The organism is Cupriavidus sp. KK10 (genome assembly GCF_018223725.1).
Lineage (GTDB): Bacteria > Pseudomonadota > Gammaproteobacteria > Burkholderiales > Burkholderiaceae > Cupriavidus > Cupriavidus necator.
Genome location: NZ_CP073677.1, coordinates 2,134,739 through 2,149,858, shown reverse-complemented (window position 1 = coordinate 2,149,858; position 15,120 = coordinate 2,134,739). Strand labels below are relative to the sequence as shown.

The window sequence follows — 15,120 nt, the reverse complement described above, 5'->3', positions numbered from 1 at the left end:
TTGATCACCATTATTCAGCCGATGCAGTCAGTTGCGCGCTTTGCTCTTGCGTAGCCGCGCGGCGCTGGCCGCGCGTGGCCAGCAGGCGCAGCGCCACATAGAACACCGGCGTCAGGAACAGCCCGAAGAAGGTCACGCCGAGCATGCCCGCGAACACTGCCACGCCCATGGCATGGCGCATCTCGGAGCCGGCGCCGGTGGAGATCACCAGCGGCACCACCCCCATGATGAAAGCGAACGAGGTCATCAGGATCGGGCGCAGGCGCAGGCGGCTGGCTTCGATCGCGGCCTGCACCACGGTGCGGCCGTGATGCTCCAGCTCGCGCGCAAACTCCACGATCAGAATCGCGTTCTTCGCTGACAAGCCGACCAGCACGATGAAGCCGATCTGCGTGAAGATGTTGTTGTCCCCACGCGTGAGCCACACCCCGGTCATCGCCGCCAGCAGGCTCATCGGCACGATCAGGATCACCGCCAGCGGCAGCGTCAGGCTTTCATACTGGGCAGCCAGCACCAGGAACACCAGCAGCACGCACAGCGGGAAGATCCACACCCCCGCATTGCCGGCCAGGATGTCCTGGTAGGTCAGCTCGGTCCATTCGAACTTCATGCCCTTGGGCAGCGTCTCGGCGGCAATGCGCTCGGCCGCGGCCTGGGCCTGGCCCGACGAGAACCCGGGCGCGGGCCCGCCGTTCATGTCGGCGGCGGTAAAGCCGTTGTAGCGCACCACGCTGTCCGGACCAAAGCCTTGCTTGACCTGCACCAGCGACGACAGCGGCACCATGTCGCCGGCGGCGTTGCGCGTCTTCAGCTGCAGGATGTCCTCGGCATGGGCGCGGAACGGCGCGTCTGCCTGCACCTTGACCTGGTAGGTCCGGCCGAACTTGTTGAAGTCGTTGACATAGGCCGAGCCCAGGTAGGTCTGCAGCGTGTCGAACACCTCGGTCACCGGCACGCCCAGCTGCTTGGCCTTGACGCGGTCCAGCTTGACGTCGAGCTGCGGCACGTTGACCTGGTAGTTGCTGAAGATGCCGCTCAGCTCGGGCGTGGCGCGCGCCTTGTTGGCAAACGCGTTGGTGGCCTCGAACAGCGCGTCATAGCCCAGCGCGGCACGGTCCTCGATCATCAGCTTGAAGCCGCCGATGGTGCCCAGGCCCTGCACGGGCGGCGGCGGGAACACCGCGATAAAGGCATCCTGGACGGCCGCGTACTTCTGGTTCAGGTCGGCCGCAATCGCCGCGCCGGACAGTTCCTTGGTCTTGCGCTCCTCGAACGGCTTGAGCGTGGCGAACACGATGCCGGCACTCGGGCTGTTGGTGAAGCCGTTGATCGACAGGCCCGGGAAGGCCACCGCCGATTCCACGCCCGGATGCTTGAGCGCGATGTCGCTCATCTTGCGGATCACGTCCTCGGTGCGGTCCAGCGTGGCGCCGTCCGGCAGCTTGGCAAAGCCCACCAGGTACTGCTTGTCCTGCGCCGGCACAAAGCCCTTGGGCACCAGCTGGAACACGCCCCAGGTCAGCACCAGCATCACCGCGTAGACCCCGAATACCGAGCCCTTGCGGCGGATCACGCCCTTCACGCCACGGCCATAGCTTTCAGCGCTGCGGCCGAAGAAGCGGTTGAAGCGCTTGAAGAAGCCGCCGAACACGCGGTCCATCCAGCGCGACAGCCAGTCCTTGGGCGCGTCATGGCCCTTGAGCAGCAGTGCCGACAGCGCCGGCGACAGCGTCAGCGAGTTGAACGCCGAGATGATGGTCGAGATCGAGATGGTCAGCGCGAACTGCTTGTAGAACTGGCCGGTCAGGCCCGTCATGAAGGCCAACGGCACGAACACGGCGATCAGCGTCAGCGCGATGGCGATGATGGGGCCGCTGACTTCGCGCATGGCCTTGTAGGTGGCCTCCTTCGGCGTCAGCCCCTCTTCGATATTGCGCTCGACGTTTTCCACCACCACGATCGCGTCATCGACGACGATACCAATCGCCAGCACCAGCCCGAACAGCGACAGCGCGTTGATCGAAAAGCCGAACGCATGCATCAGCCCGAAGGTACCTACGATCGACACCGGCACCGCCAGCAGCGGGATGATCGACGCGCGCCAGGTCTGCAGGAACAGGATCACCACCAGCACCACCAGCGCGATGGCCTCGAACAGCGTATGCGTCACTGCCTCGATCGAGTGGCGCACGAACTGCGTGGGGTCGTAGACGATGCTGTAGTCGATGCCGTCCGGGAAGTTCTGCTTCAGCTCCTCCATGGTCTTGCGCACGTCATCGGAGATCTGGATGGCGTTGGAGCCCGGCGCCTGGAAGATGGGGATGGCCACCGCCGGCTTGTTGTCCAGCAGCGAGCGCAGCGCGTATTCCGACGCGCCCAGCTCGATGCGGGCAACGTCCTTCAGGTAGGTGACGGCACCGTCGGCGGAAGTGCGCACGACGATGTCGCCGAACTCCTCCACCGTGCTCAGGCGGCCCTGCGCATTGACCGACAGCTGCAGGTCCGCGCCCGGCAGCGCCGGCGACTGGCCGATCACGCCGGCCGCCACCTGCACGTTCTGCTCGCGGATGGCCTTGACCACGTCGCTGGTGGCAAGCTGGCGCTCGGCCATCTTCTCGGGGTTCAGCCACACGCGCATGGCGTAGTCGCCTGAGCCGAACAGCTGCACCTGGCCCACGCCCTGCAGGCGCGCCAGCCGGTCCTTGACGTTGATCACCGCGTAATTGCGCAGGTAGGTCATGTCATAGCGGTCGTTGGGCGAGACCAGGTGGACCACCATGGTCAGGTCCGGCGAGCTCTTGACCGTGGTGATGCCCAGCCGGCGCACGTCTTCCGGCAGGCGCGGCTCGGCCTGCGAGACGCGGTTCTGCACCAGCTGCTGGGCCTTGTCCGGGTCGGTGCCCAGCTTGAAGGTCACGGTCAGCGTGAGCAGGCCGTCGCTGTTGGACTGCGAAGACATGTACAGCATGTCCTCGACGCCGTTGATCTGCTCTTCCAGCGGCGAAGCCACCGTCTCGGCAATCACCTTGGGGTTGGCGCCCGGAAACTGCGCACGCACCACCACCGACGGCGGCACCACTTCCGGGTACTCCGAGATCGGTAACTTGAACATCGATATGGCGCCAATCAGGAAGATCAGCACCGACAGCACCCCCGCGAAGATGGGGCGGTCGATAAAGAATTTAGAGAGATTCATCTTGGTCTCTGCCTGCGTTGGCGTAGCGGCTCCCCTGGCGGCCCGCCGAAGCGGGCGCCATCCACATCACGGGGAGCGCTGGAGTTGTCTGGCTGTGCTGGTTGCTCGGGTCCGGGGATCAGATCACGGGCTTGCCGTCGTCGCCTTCGGCACTGGCCTTGCCGCTGGCGGCCTGCTTGCGGTCGGGCGTGGTGCCGCGCGGTTCCAGTTCGCTGCGGAAGGCCATGGCCACCGGCTTGGGCTGGACCGTGTCGCCCGGGCGCACGCGCTGCAGGCCATTGACGACGATGGTCTCGCCCGGCTTCAGGCCCTTGCGCACCACGCGCAGGCCGTCATGGTTGGGCCCCAGTTCCACTTCGCGGTAGACCAGCTTGTTGGTCTTGTCGACCACCAGCACGAACTTCTTGCCCTGGTCGGTGCCGACGGCGCGGTCATTGACCAGCACCGCCGCATGCGGCGCGCCGCCGCCCAGCTTGACCTTGGCGTACAGGCCCGGCAGCAGGCGTCCGTCTTCGTTCTGGAACACCGCGCGTACGCGGATGGTGCCGCTGCGCGGGTCCAGGCGGTTGTCGACCGACTGGATCTTGCCCTCATGCGGATTGCCGTCCTCGTTGGCCAGGCCCAGGTAGACCGGCAGGTTGGGCTGGCCACCGCCGGCACCCGGCGCGGTGTAGCGCAGGTAGCTCTGCTCGTCGATCTCGAAGCTGGCATAGACCGGCGACACCGATACCACCGTGGTCAGCGCCGGCGAGGCCGCGCCCGGTGCCACCAGGTTGCCGACGGTGATCTCGGCGCGCGACACGCGCCCGGCCACCGGCGCGGTGATGCGAGTGTAGGCCAGGTTCAGGCGTGCGGTTTCCAGCTGCGCCTGCGCGGCGCGCACGTTGGCACCGGTTTCGCGGGCCGCGTTGATGCGCTCGTCGAACTCGCGCTTCGAGATGGCGTTGTCATCCAGCAGCCGCTGGGCGCGCGTCTGTTCGCTCTGCGCGTGGGCGGCGCGCACCTGCGCCGCGGCCAGCGCGGCGTCGGCACGGGCGACTTCCGCGGCATAAGGACGCGGGTCAATGGTGAAGAGCGGATCACCCTTCTTCACCAGCGCGCCTTCGCGGAAGTGCACGGCGTCAATGGTGCCGCCGACGCGCGGACGGATCTCTACGCGCTCCACGGCCTCGATCCGTCCGGAGAACTCGTCCCACTCGGTGATGGTCTGGCCGACCACAGCGGCCACTTCAATCGCCGGCGCGGGCGGCGGGGTGTTGGCATGAGCTTCACCGCTATGCCACGGGCGCAGGATCGAGCCGGCCACGCCGGCGCCCAGCACCAAGACGATGGCGAGGGCAATCAGGGTACGTCGTTTCTGCTGCTGCATTTCTCAAACTCCTGGATCGGGTTTTCTTCAACCGGAAAAGCAAATGGCCGAACGCCGCCTGCCGGTCCGCGTGGGCTGACCGGAACCATGGCCAAACTGATGGTCGGACTTAGGACCGCTTGCGTATTGCGGCGGTCCTGGCTCTGGCCGAAACAGAGCCGGCTGGCGGTTGTCTGGAGCGGCTCAGCCGGCGGGCTTGGCTCCAGGCCGGCTGGCGTTGGCGTCAGCGCGGCGTTCAGTCAGGGATGAGGTATCGTCGGCCGCGGCCAGACATCGCCGCAGGAACCGCGCACCTTCGTCGACCCATGCCTGACAGCTGTCATGGGCCTCTTCCACGCCGTCGCCGCAGGCGCCGGGCATGATCATGGCCTGGGCCGGCACACCGGCCTTGGCCAGGCGCCCGGCGAAGGCTTCGCCCTCGGCACGCAGCGCGTCGTATTCAGCCACCTGGACCAGCGTGGGCGGCAGCCCGGCCAGGCGCGAGGCCAGCGCCGGGGCGGCATACGGATGCACCGTATCCGCCGGCGTCGGCAGGTAGTCGCGATAGTTGTCGGCCAAGCGCCGCAGGGTGTCCATCGGCACCTGCCCGCCGTCGAACCCCGCGCAAGAGGCATGCTGCAGGCACGGGTCCGTCACCGGGCGGATCAGCCATTGCCCGCGCGGTTGCGCGGTGCCGCGGTCGCGCAGCATCTGCGCCAGCGCGATCGCCAGGTTGCCCCCGGCCTCCTCGCCCACCAGCGCAAAGCGGGTCTTGTCCAGCTTCAGGCGCCGGGCATTGCGCAGCACCCACTGCACCGTGCTGTGCGCGTCCTCCGGCGCCGCCGGGAACGGATGGTCCGGCGCCAGCGAATACGCCGGCGTTACCACCACCGCCGGCACCGTGGTGGCCAGGTCCTGCACCAGCTTGCATGCGTGTTCCAGGCCGCCTTCGACAAAGCCGCCGGCATGCAGGTACACCAGCCAGGGCAGCAGGGGCGCGCCCTCGGCACCCGGCGCCGGATAGCCCGCCGGGTAGCACACCCGCACCAGGATCTCGCGCCCGTCGCTGGTCACCATATGCTCGGCCACGCGCGCCTGCCCCTGCCCGGCTGCCGTGGGGGCAGTGGCGGCGCTGGCTGCATCAGGGCGTTGGCCTGGCTTCTGGGACATGGCATTGGCGCACGAAAGAAACAATGCGCTTGAGTGTTGCGATGCAACGGATTATGGTGATTGACGAGGATGGGATAAAGCGAGAGATCGCCAATGCACTGTTCCGGGATTGGAATAATCTCAAACCGCCTCGTCATGCCACTGAAACGGCATATCCCCACGCATGACAAGGTCTTGGATTTTGTGATTCACTGCGGCTCTCGGCACGCGTGGCGGTCTGCCAGGCCGGTGCGCGCCCGATCAGAATCCATGCCGGAACCCGCGCCCAGCCAGCGCGCAGTCCCAGTACCAGCCAGCCCGCAGACTCCCCACAACAACAACCAGCATGGCCACGTGCGTCACGAGCGCGCGCGGCACGCCGTTCGGATCTATCGTCGGAACCTCATCATGGACCGTCTCGTATCAATGCAGGCATTCACCCGGGTCGTGGACGTCGGCAGCTTTGCGCGCGCCGCGGAATCGATGGACTTGCCCAAGGCCACGCTGACCCGCCTGATCCAGAACCTGGAAACCCACCTGGGCGTCAAGCTGCTGCACCGGACCACGCGCCGCATCAGCGTGACCAACGACGGCGCGGCCTATTACGAACGGTGCGTGCGCATCCTGGCCGATGTCGAGGAGGCCGAGCAGTCGCTGACGCGGCAGAATAACTCGCCGCGCGGCACGCTGTCGGTGGACACCACCGCGGGGCTGGCGCAGCTGGTGCTGGTGCCCCACCTGCATGAATTCTTCCAGGCCTACCCGGACCTGAAGCTGAACCTGACCATCAACGGCAAGCCGATCGACCTGCTGCAGGAAGGCGTGGACGTGGTGCTGCGCGTGGGCACGCCGGTCGAGGAATCCATGGTGGCCCGCCGCATCGGCCATGTGCAACTGGCGTTCTACGCCTCGCCGATCTACCTGAACCGCTTCGGCACCCCACACGACCTGGCCGAGCTGGCCCAGCACAAGGCGGTCAATTTCCTGTCCAACCGCACCGGCCGTGAGATGCCGTGGCCCATGGCGCGCGGCATGGAGCGCAGCGAGGTGTTGCTGCCATCGGCCATTTCCACCAACGATGCCGATGTCTACATGGGCTGCGCGCTGGAAGGCCACGGCGTGGCACGGGTCTCGCGCGCCATGGCCGAGCCCTATGTGGCCAGCGGCCGGCTGGTGGAGATCATGACCGACTGGCAGACCGAAGAACTGCCGATCTCGGCGATGTATCCGCAGAACCGGCACCTGTCGGCCAAGGTGCGGGTGTTCGTCAACTGGGCAGCGGACCTGTTCTCGCGCCACCCGCACTTTGGTGCGGCACAGCAGCGGCTGGCGGTCGCGGCCTGATGGCGTGATAGGCTAGTGGCCGCAGTCTAGTGCGGTATGTAGGACAAAACCGGAAATCGGCCTGGCGCCGGCCAGCCTATACTGTTTTTTCCGAAATCACGACAAGAAGAGGAGTCCGATGAAACAAGTGCTTACCCCCCTGGCGGCCTGCATTGCAGCGACCATTGCACTGGCCGGCTGCGCCGGCTCCGGCAAGACCTCCTCGTCTGCAGCCAGCGCGTCCGGCGCCAGCACCAGCACCAGCACCAGCACCAGCGCCAGCGCCAGCGCCAGCGCTAGGGCGACGGCCACGCTCCAGCCCAAGAGCGGCACCAATACCGCCGGCACCGTGAACTTCCAGCAGCAGCCGGGCGGCGTGATGATGACCGCGGCGATCACCGGCCTGCCGCCCAGCTCGGTGCACGGCTTCCACGTCCATGAGAAGGGCGACTGCTCGGCGCCTGACGCGATGAGCGCGGGCGGCCACTTCAACCCGACCGGCAAGCCCCACGGCCAGATGACCATGCCCGACCACCACGCCGGCGACATGAACAACGTCACCGCGGACGCCAACGGCAACGTGCGCGTCAGCATGCTGCTGCCGGACCTGACCGTTGGCACGGGCGCCAACGGCGTGATCGGCCGCGCGGTGGTGGTACACAAGGACCCGGACGACTACAAGACGCAGCCGACCGGGAATGCGGGCGGGCGGATTGCTTGCGGCGTGGTGGCGGCTTCGTGATCGCGTCACAAACGGCCGGCGGGCTTTGACAAGCCCGCCGGTGTTCTCCCTCGGCAGCGACAATCACTCGCTGCCTCAATACCCCTTGAAATTCGCATTCACCCGCTGCCGCAGGTAATCCCCCGCGCTGATCGGCGGATACTTGCCGCCGGGCCCTTCGATCATCGCACTGCGGTTGGCCTGGCAGAAGAACGCCATGCTGTAGCGCGGACCCATGTATTCATCCGGCGCGGGATTGCGCACGCGGTGGAAGTTCGACGGCAGCCGGTCGTCGCTCCAGCGCATCAGCATGTCGCCGATATTGCAGGTGATGACTTCCTCGTCCGGCTCGATCGGGGTCCATGCCTGCGCCTCCATCTCCTTGCCGGGGCAGACCTGCAGGCCGCCCTGGCCGGGGCGCTGGAACAGCAGCGTCAGGCAATCGAAATCCGTATGCGCGCCGGCGCGCCAGAGGTCCAGCTTGTCGCGCAGTTCGGGCGGGATCGCGTAGTAGTGCAGCAGCCGTAGCGTGCTCTGGTAGTCCGGCGCCCGCGGATCGTGCGCCTGCGTGAAGAAGTCGCTGGCAAAGCCGAGCTTGCCGGCAAAGCACGACAGCACCTTCATGCCCACCTCCCAGCATTGCGCCTCGAAGGCAAGCATGGTGGCGCGGAAGCCTTCCAGTTCGTCATCGCCGGGCCACAGCCCGGCCATATGCGGGCGCGTGATCTGGTAGGACTCCTTCTGGTCCGGGGTGCCGGTCGAGGGGCGCACCTGCGCGCGGCTTTCCCAGCCGGCGTTGTTGGCCTTCTGCAGCGGGTATTGCGCCTTGACGGCGTCGGGCAGCGCGAAGAAGTGCTCGGTCATGGCGAAGGCTTCGCGCACCCTGGCCAGGTCGATGCCGTGGTTGGCGATCTGGAAGAAGCCGACGTCGACCGATGCCTTCCACAGTTCATCGGCGATTTGCGCCTTGCGCCGCGCGTAGTCGGACAGGTCGATGCGGCGGATCTCGCGCTGGCGGGTTTCCGAACCGAACGCGCCCATGCGCGATTCGCGGTGGAGTTCGGCCAGGGCGTAGGCGGTGTCTGGTTGGCTCATGGTGTTCCTTGTGCAATGCGGGTCAGGGATTGGCCCCTCGCCGGCACAGGCAGACCACCCATGGCAACGCACGCCGGGACAACGCGCTCCTGAGGTCGCCTGTGCCAGCCTGCGCGATGGCGAGGGGCACGGACTTCAAGAGCAATTCCCGGCCATCCGGCGTGCGTCTGCGACGCGCCGCGGGGATGGTGAACGCTTCTACTCTTGCCTGAGGTTATGCAGGTTCCGGGCCAGGGGTTTTGCACCGGGATCGCAGCATTGCGCCGGGGATTGCGCTGTGATGGCGCATGCCGGGCAACGGCTTGGTGCATGGCGCCGCGCAGCGCCCGGCACGGATCCTGCTGAAACCGCAACGGAGTAGAAGCGTTCAGCGGCACGCCGCCCGGAAATTGCTCCCGATGATGTGCACGGTCCCCGCGCATGCCCTGGCCGCATGCCGGCGCGGCGTGGTGCCGGCGTCTCGGGAGGCCACGCTCTCCTTCTGCACCCGCGCCAGCCGCCCGCGCACGCATCGTCCAGTGACATTCGTTCCGGAGAAAGACATGCGTCGCCGTTCCTTCCTGCGCGCCACTGGCGCCACCGCCCTGCTTGCCGCCGCCCCGTTCGCGGTGCCCCATGTCCGCGCGGCGGGCTCGCTGCAGAAGTTCAAGTTCAATCTCGGCTGGAAGGTGGAAGCCTCGGGCGCGGGGTTCCTGCTGGCGCACCAGCGCGGCTACTACAAGGACGCCGGGCTCGACGTCACCATCGATACTGGCAACGGCTCGGCTTCGGCCATCAGCCTGGTCGCGGGCGGCGCCTATGACTGCGCCTCGGCCGACCTGGCGGCGATGATCGAATTCAACACCACCAACCCGTCCGCCGCGCTCAAGGCGGTGGCCATCCAGTACGACCTGAATCCGAACGCGATCCTGGTGCGCAAGGGCAGCGGCATCGTCAGGCCCGCGGACCTGGCCGGCAAGTCCATCCTGGGCCAGCCGTTCAATGCCTCGCGCAAGCTGTTCCCTGTCTTCGCCAGGGCGCAGGGCTTCGACCCCGGCGGCGTGAAGTGGGAGAGCGTCACGCCCGATATCGGCGACACGCGCTTCGTCAAGGGCGACTTCGATGCCGCCGCCTATTTTTTCTTCACCGGCCTGCTGAACCTGAAGGCGCGCGGCATGGGGCCAGAGAAGATCACGGTGTTCCGCTTCTCGGACTATGGCATGAAGTCCTACGGCAACGGGCTGGTGGCCAACCGCAAGAGCATGACATCCGATCCGGAGGTGATGAAGGCCTTCGTCAAGGCCTCGACCCGCGGCTGGCTCGACGCCATTGCCGATCCCGCCGCGGGCGGTGCCGCGGTCAAGGCGCGTGAGCCGCTGGCCGACCAGGCGCTGGAGACGGAGCGCCTGCGCCTGATCGTCGACGGCACCATGAAGACGCCCGACACCCGGCGCGACGGCTGGGGCGCGGCCACGCCGGCACGGCTGCAGGCAACGCTGGATGAAACCGTCGGCGCCTTCGGCATCAAGGCGCCGCTGACGGTGGCGGACATCTGGACTGACCAGTTCCTGCCCGCGCCGTCGGACCGCCGCCTCAAGGCGTAAGGAGAGCACGCCCGTGTCTATCCCGTCCCTGGCCTGAGCGATGCGCCGGAGCCCGGTGGCGCCCCGCCACTTCACGCTCCCGGTGCGTAATTAAGCCCGCCGCCCGCGCGGCATGGCAACATGACGGAATTGCCGTAACGATCAGGACCCCGCGAGGGGTCCGCAAGGACCCGTCATGCCATCGCCGACAGACGCCGCGTTCGCCCCCCACCGCCGCCTGCGCGCCAATTCGCTGCTGCTGTGCTGCGCTGCCCTGCTCGGCGGCTGCGCCTTGCCGCCGCTGGATCACCGCACTGAATCCTCTGCGCTTACGCCTGCCGAATCCCAGGCCACGCCGCTGGGCCAGGCGGTGGCCGGCGAAGTGACGCGCCATCCGGGCCTGAGCGGCATCCATCCGCTCGAGAATGCCTACGCCGCCTTTGCGGCGCGCGTGCATCTGGCACGCACCGCGCAGCGCACGCTCGACGTGCAGTACTACATCTGGCGCGACGACCTGACCGGCACCCTGTTGCTGGAAACGTTGCATGAAGCCGCCGACCGCGGCGTGCGCGTGCGCCTGCTGCTGGACGACAACGGCATCGCCGGCCTGGACGAATTGCTGGCGGCCATGGACGCGCATCCGCAGGTCGAGGTGCGGATCTTCAACCCGTTCGTGATCCGCCACCCCAAGACGCTCAATTTCCTGACGGATTTCCGGCGCCTGAACCGGCGCATGCACAACAAGTCCTTCACCGCCGATGGCGTCGCCACCATCATCGGCGGGCGCAATGTCGGCGACGAATACTTCGGCGCCACCAATGGCGTGCTGTTTGCCGACCTCGACGTGATCGCCGTGGGCCCCGCCGCCGGCGACGTGGCGCACGATTTCGACCGCTACTGGTCCAGTGCGTCGGCCTACCCGGTGGACCGGCTGGTGCCGCCCGTCAGCGTGGAACGGCTGCAGGCGCTGGCCAGCAATGCCCGCGCCGTCGAGCAGAATCCGGCTGCCACCGCCTACCTCGCCGCAGTGCGCGACCTGCCCGACGTGCAGCGGATGCTGAACGGCACGCTGCAGTTCCAGTGGGCAACAACGCGCATGGTCAGCGACAACCCCGCCAAGGCGCTCGGCGAGGCGTCGCGCGACACCATGGTGGCGCACCAGCTGCGTGAAATCCTGGGCGACCCGCAGCGCGAGCTTGACCTGGTCTCGCCCTACTTCGTGCCATCGACGGGCGGCACGTCCTATTTCGCCGATATGGCAAAGCGCGGCGTGGCGGTGCGCGTGCTGACCAATGCGCTGGAAGCCACCGACGTGGCCGCCGTGCATTCGGGCTATGCCAAGCGGCGCAAGGCGCTGCTGGAAGCCGGCGTGGACCTGTATGAGCTGCGGCGCTCGGCCGCGCCCGGCAAGAAGGAAGAGCGCGCCGGCCCCTTCGGCAGCTCGGGCTCCAGCCTGCACGCCAAGACCTTTGCCGTCGACGGCACCCGGGTCTTCGTGGGCTCGTTCAATTTCGACCCGCGCTCGGCCACCATCAACACCGAACTGGGCTTCGTCATCGACAGCCCGGAGCTGGCTGGCCGGATCGAATCCACCTTTGCCAGCGTGGTGCCGAGCGCGGCCTACCAGGTCAGGCTAGATGAAACCGGCAAGCTGTACTGGCTGGAACGGCGCGACGATGAAGTCATCCGCCACGACACCGAGCCGAACACCAGCTGGTGGCGCCGGCTAAGCATCTGGTTCATGTCGATTCTGCCGATCGAGTCGATGCTGTAGAACGGGTACCCGGGAGCGCGGCCCGTCAGATCTGGTCGAGCAGGCTGCGCACCACATCGGCCAGCCGGCCGGCGCGCTGGCGCCCCTTGGTGTCCAGCGCCATGCCGCTGCCGCCGGCAAGCGCCTTAAGGCCAAACAAGGCATCGCCAACGTCACGCCAGGCTGGATAATCGGCATGGATTTTTTCCAGCGCGGCGGCGCCGGCGGCCACCTGCGCGGGTTCGGGCGTGCGGCCGGCGGCCAGGTCTTCCAGTGCCGTGGCCGCGTCCAGCAAGCCTTTGCGGTTCATCTCCGTCTCCCCCTGCAATCTCTCTTTTGTCATGGCCGCCGCATGCGGGCAGCCATGACACTGTAGCAGGCTTGCCGGGAGAGGCAACCAGGCGCTGGCAGCGCAGGCCTGGCGGCACCGCCTCAGTTGCGCCCGATATCCTGCAGGATGCGGGTCATCAGGTACAGGCGCGGCACGATCGAGTCCAGTTCGATGTACTCGTCGCGGGCGTGATAGCCGAAGCCGGCCAGCCCAAAGCTTTCCACCACCGCGGGCTTGCCCGAGCGCGCGGCATAGCTGGCGTCAGTGGCGCCGCCGGTGCCTTCGGCCAGGGCCAGCGTGCGGCCGTCCAGCTCGGCGTAGATCTCTTGCGCGCGCTTGGCCAGCGCGCGGCCGCGCGCGTCGGCCACGAACGGCGGGCGGCCCTCTTCCATCGTCACCGTGGTCTGCGTCTCCGGCACCAGCTGGCTGGACTTGGCCTTTTCCTGCAGCGCCACCTTCAGCTTCTCGGCAGCGCCGGCCGCGGTGGTGCGCACATCGCCGTAGGCGACAGCGCTTTCCGGGATCTGGTTGCGCACCGTGCCGGCCTGCGCCTGGGTCCAATTCAGCTGCGAGCCCGGCACCTGGCTGGCGGTGTCGCGCGTCTGCTGCAGCTGGTGGGCGAGTTCGATCAGCGCATTGCGGCCGCGCTCCGGCGCGGCGCCGGCGTGGGATGCGCGGCCCTTGACCTGCATGGTGGCAGTGGCGGTGCCAGAGGCACCCAGCAGCAGCGACTCGGCCTTGACCACATCCTTGGCCGCGGTGGGCTCGCACGACAGCACTACGTCGTGCTGCGCGGCCAGCGCGTCAATGGCTTCGCCGGAGCCGACCGAGCCGACCTCTTCGTCAGGGTTGAACAGCACCGTGATCTGCGCGTAGTCGCGCCAGCCCTGGTTCTTCAGGATCTCCAGCGAATGCAGGATCACGGCGATGCCGCCCTTGTCGTCGGCAATGCCCGGCCCGTAGAGCCGGTTGCCTTCCTCGCGGATGGGCTGCGTGGCCAGCGTGTTTTCCGGGTACACCGTGTCCATGTGGGCGATCAGCATGATGCGGCGCTTGCCGGTACCGGTGAAGGTGGCCTTGACCATGGTGCCCGGGCCCTTGGTGACCGGCATGCGTTCAACCTTCGCGCCCAGCGCCTTCAGGCGCTTCTCGGTATAGCCGGCCATCTGCGCCAGCCCCTTCGCGTTGGCGCTGCCGGATTCGATCGTCACCATCTCCTTGAGCGACTGCACCAGCGCGGGCTGGGCCGACTGCGCGGCGGACAGCAGCGCGGCGTCGGGCTGGGCGGCACTGGCCAGGGTGCCGGCCCCGGCAAGCGTCAGGGCGGCGGCAACGGCAACGTGGCGAACGGAAAACGGCATGGAATCTCCTCGGATTGGTCTTGTTGGTGCCATGCCCCGGCGCACGGGCAGCGCCACGGCACAACTGCACGATGCTAGCCCTTGCCAGAACCTTAGGGGAGGATCAATATCGCCAATCCGGATGCCGATCCCGCCACGGCATCCTGCCAACTCCTCGCGCCATGCACCCGACCACGCCCCCAGGCATGCCAGCCGCCATCGAGCAGCCGTCACAGAACATCCCGCTGCATGTCCGCCTGCTATGGCTGCCGCAAGCCATGCCGGGCAGCCTGTTCACCACGCTCGACGTGCTCCGCACCGTGGCCGGCGTCGCCAGCCTGCAGCGGCCCGACGCCGCGCCCACGCTGAGCTGGCAGCTGTGCGGCAGCAACGGGCGCACGCTGGCGGCGGACCTGCCGGGGCTGGTGTCCTCCACCCGGCGCGCACGGGCCGCGGACCGCCGCACGCTGCTGGTGATCCCGGCCCTGCTGGCCAGCAATGCGCTGCAGCTGGGCGAGATCGTGCAGCGCGATGCCGCGGCGCTGCGCCTGGTGGAACGCCATGCGCAGGCCGGCGGCTGGATCGCGGCGTGTTCGTCGGGGATGGTCTTTCCGCTGCAGCTGGGGCTGCTCGACGGCGCCAGGACCGGCGCGCCGTGGATGTACCAGAGCTGGATGATGCGCCAGTATCCGCATTGCGACCTGGGCAGCGACCAAGCCATGAGCGTGCACCAGCGTGTGTTCTCGTGCGTGGCGCCGGCGCTGCAGGTGGAATTCATGCTGCGCGTGCTGGGCCACCTGCACGACCCGGACCTGGCACAGGCGGCGTCGCGGCTGATGCTGTTCCAGCCCGAGCGCCAGCGCAGCGTGCCGGCGCTGGTGTCGCAACGCTGGCTCAGCCGCACCGCCGACAGCCCGGTGTATCGCGCCATCCAATGGCTGCAGAAACATGTGTCCGAGCCCTACAAGCTGGCCGCGGTGGCCCAGGCGGCCGCGGTCAGCGAACGCACGCTGCTGCGGCATTTCCGTCAGGTCACCGGGCTGAGCCCTCTGGACTACCTGCACACCCTGCGCGTGGAACGCGCGCGCATGCTGCTGGAAGTCACGCTGCACGGCACGCAGGGCATTGCCGAAGCCTGTGGCTACAGCGACGCCGCTGCGTTCCGGCGGCTGTTCCAGCGCACCACGGGCATGTCAATGTCAGACTATCGCGCCCGCTTTGCGCTGCGGGCGCGGCGGCGCTACTGGCGCATGGAAGATGCGGCGGTACGGCGCGGCACCGGGGAGTGACCGCGCCCAGGGC

The 15,120-nt window shown here is 67.7% G+C and carries 11 protein-coding genes; 5 read left to right on the top strand and 6 right to left on the bottom strand.

Features of this window, described 5'->3' with window-relative positions:
* Positions 1 to 10: 10 nt before the first annotated feature.
* The 3 genes from KB879_RS10350 to KB879_RS10340 form a co-directional block, all read right to left on the bottom strand.
* Positions 11 to 3,196 carry an efflux RND transporter permease subunit gene (locus KB879_RS10350; RefSeq protein WP_211981217.1) on the bottom strand — a complete coding sequence of 1,062 codons (3,186 nt, stop codon included), beginning with the start codon at positions 3,194 to 3,196 and terminating at the stop codon, positions 11 to 13.
* A gap of 118 nt (positions 3,197 to 3,314) precedes the next feature.
* Complete coding sequence (locus tag KB879_RS10345) at positions 3,315 to 4,565, bottom strand: efflux RND transporter periplasmic adaptor subunit (RefSeq protein WP_153953933.1); 1,251 nt, start codon at positions 4,563 to 4,565, stop codon at positions 3,315 to 3,317.
* A 183-nt stretch (positions 4,566 to 4,748) separates the two neighbouring features.
* A complete protein-coding gene (locus tag KB879_RS10340; protein WP_211981216.1) occupies positions 4,749 to 5,714 on the bottom strand; it encodes an alpha/beta hydrolase in 966 nt (321 codons plus the stop codon).
* Positions 5,715 to 6,101: 387 nt separating this feature from the next.
* On the opposite strand from KB879_RS10340, the gene KB879_RS10335 reads away from it, so the two are divergent.
* Together KB879_RS10335 and KB879_RS10330 are read left to right on the top strand one after the other, a co-directional pair.
* On the top strand, positions 6,102 to 7,037 hold the full coding sequence (locus KB879_RS10335; protein ID WP_041228611.1) for a LysR family transcriptional regulator: 936 nt from the start codon (positions 6,102 to 6,104) through the stop codon (positions 7,035 to 7,037).
* A 118-nt stretch (positions 7,038 to 7,155) separates the two neighbouring features.
* Positions 7,156 to 7,758 carry a superoxide dismutase family protein gene (locus KB879_RS10330; protein ID WP_211981215.1) on the top strand — a complete coding sequence of 201 codons (603 nt, stop codon included), beginning with the start codon at positions 7,156 to 7,158 and terminating at the stop codon, positions 7,756 to 7,758.
* A gap of 75 nt (positions 7,759 to 7,833) precedes the next feature.
* On the opposite strand, the gene KB879_RS10325 is transcribed toward KB879_RS10330, so the two are convergent.
* On the bottom strand, positions 7,834 to 8,832 hold the full coding sequence (locus KB879_RS10325; protein ID WP_153953936.1) for an isopenicillin N synthase family oxygenase: 999 nt from the start codon (positions 8,830 to 8,832) through the stop codon (positions 7,834 to 7,836).
* 542 nt (positions 8,833 to 9,374) lie between these two features.
* Here KB879_RS10325 and KB879_RS10320 point away from each other — a divergent pair.
* Positions 9,375 to 10,415, top strand: a complete 1,041-nt coding sequence (locus KB879_RS10320; protein ID WP_013952741.1) for an ABC transporter substrate-binding protein — start codon at positions 9,375 to 9,377, stop codon at positions 10,413 to 10,415.
* Between the two features lie 175 nt (positions 10,416 to 10,590).
* The gene (locus KB879_RS10315; RefSeq protein ID WP_211981213.1) at positions 10,591 to 12,168 is read left to right on the top strand and encodes a phospholipase D family protein; all 1,578 of its coding nucleotides are present in this window, start codon (positions 10,591 to 10,593) and stop codon (positions 12,166 to 12,168) included.
* A gap of 25 nt (positions 12,169 to 12,193) precedes the next feature.
* Here KB879_RS10315 and KB879_RS10310 read toward each other — a convergent pair whose 3' ends face one another.
* Positions 12,194 to 12,457, bottom strand: coding sequence for a hypothetical protein (locus KB879_RS10310; RefSeq protein ID WP_013952739.1), 264 nt, complete (start codon positions 12,455 to 12,457; stop codon positions 12,194 to 12,196).
* 122 nt (positions 12,458 to 12,579) lie between these two features.
* The gene (locus KB879_RS10305; RefSeq protein WP_211981212.1) at positions 12,580 to 13,839 is read right to left on the bottom strand and encodes a M20/M25/M40 family metallo-hydrolase; all 1,260 of its coding nucleotides are present in this window, start codon (positions 13,837 to 13,839) and stop codon (positions 12,580 to 12,582) included.
* A gap of 185 nt (positions 13,840 to 14,024) precedes the next feature.
* Between KB879_RS10305 and KB879_RS10300 the strand changes: the two genes are divergently transcribed.
* Complete coding sequence (locus KB879_RS10300; protein WP_211981210.1) at positions 14,025 to 15,107, top strand: GlxA family transcriptional regulator; 1,083 nt, start codon at positions 14,025 to 14,027, stop codon at positions 15,105 to 15,107.
* Positions 15,108 to 15,120: the final 13 nt, after the last annotated feature.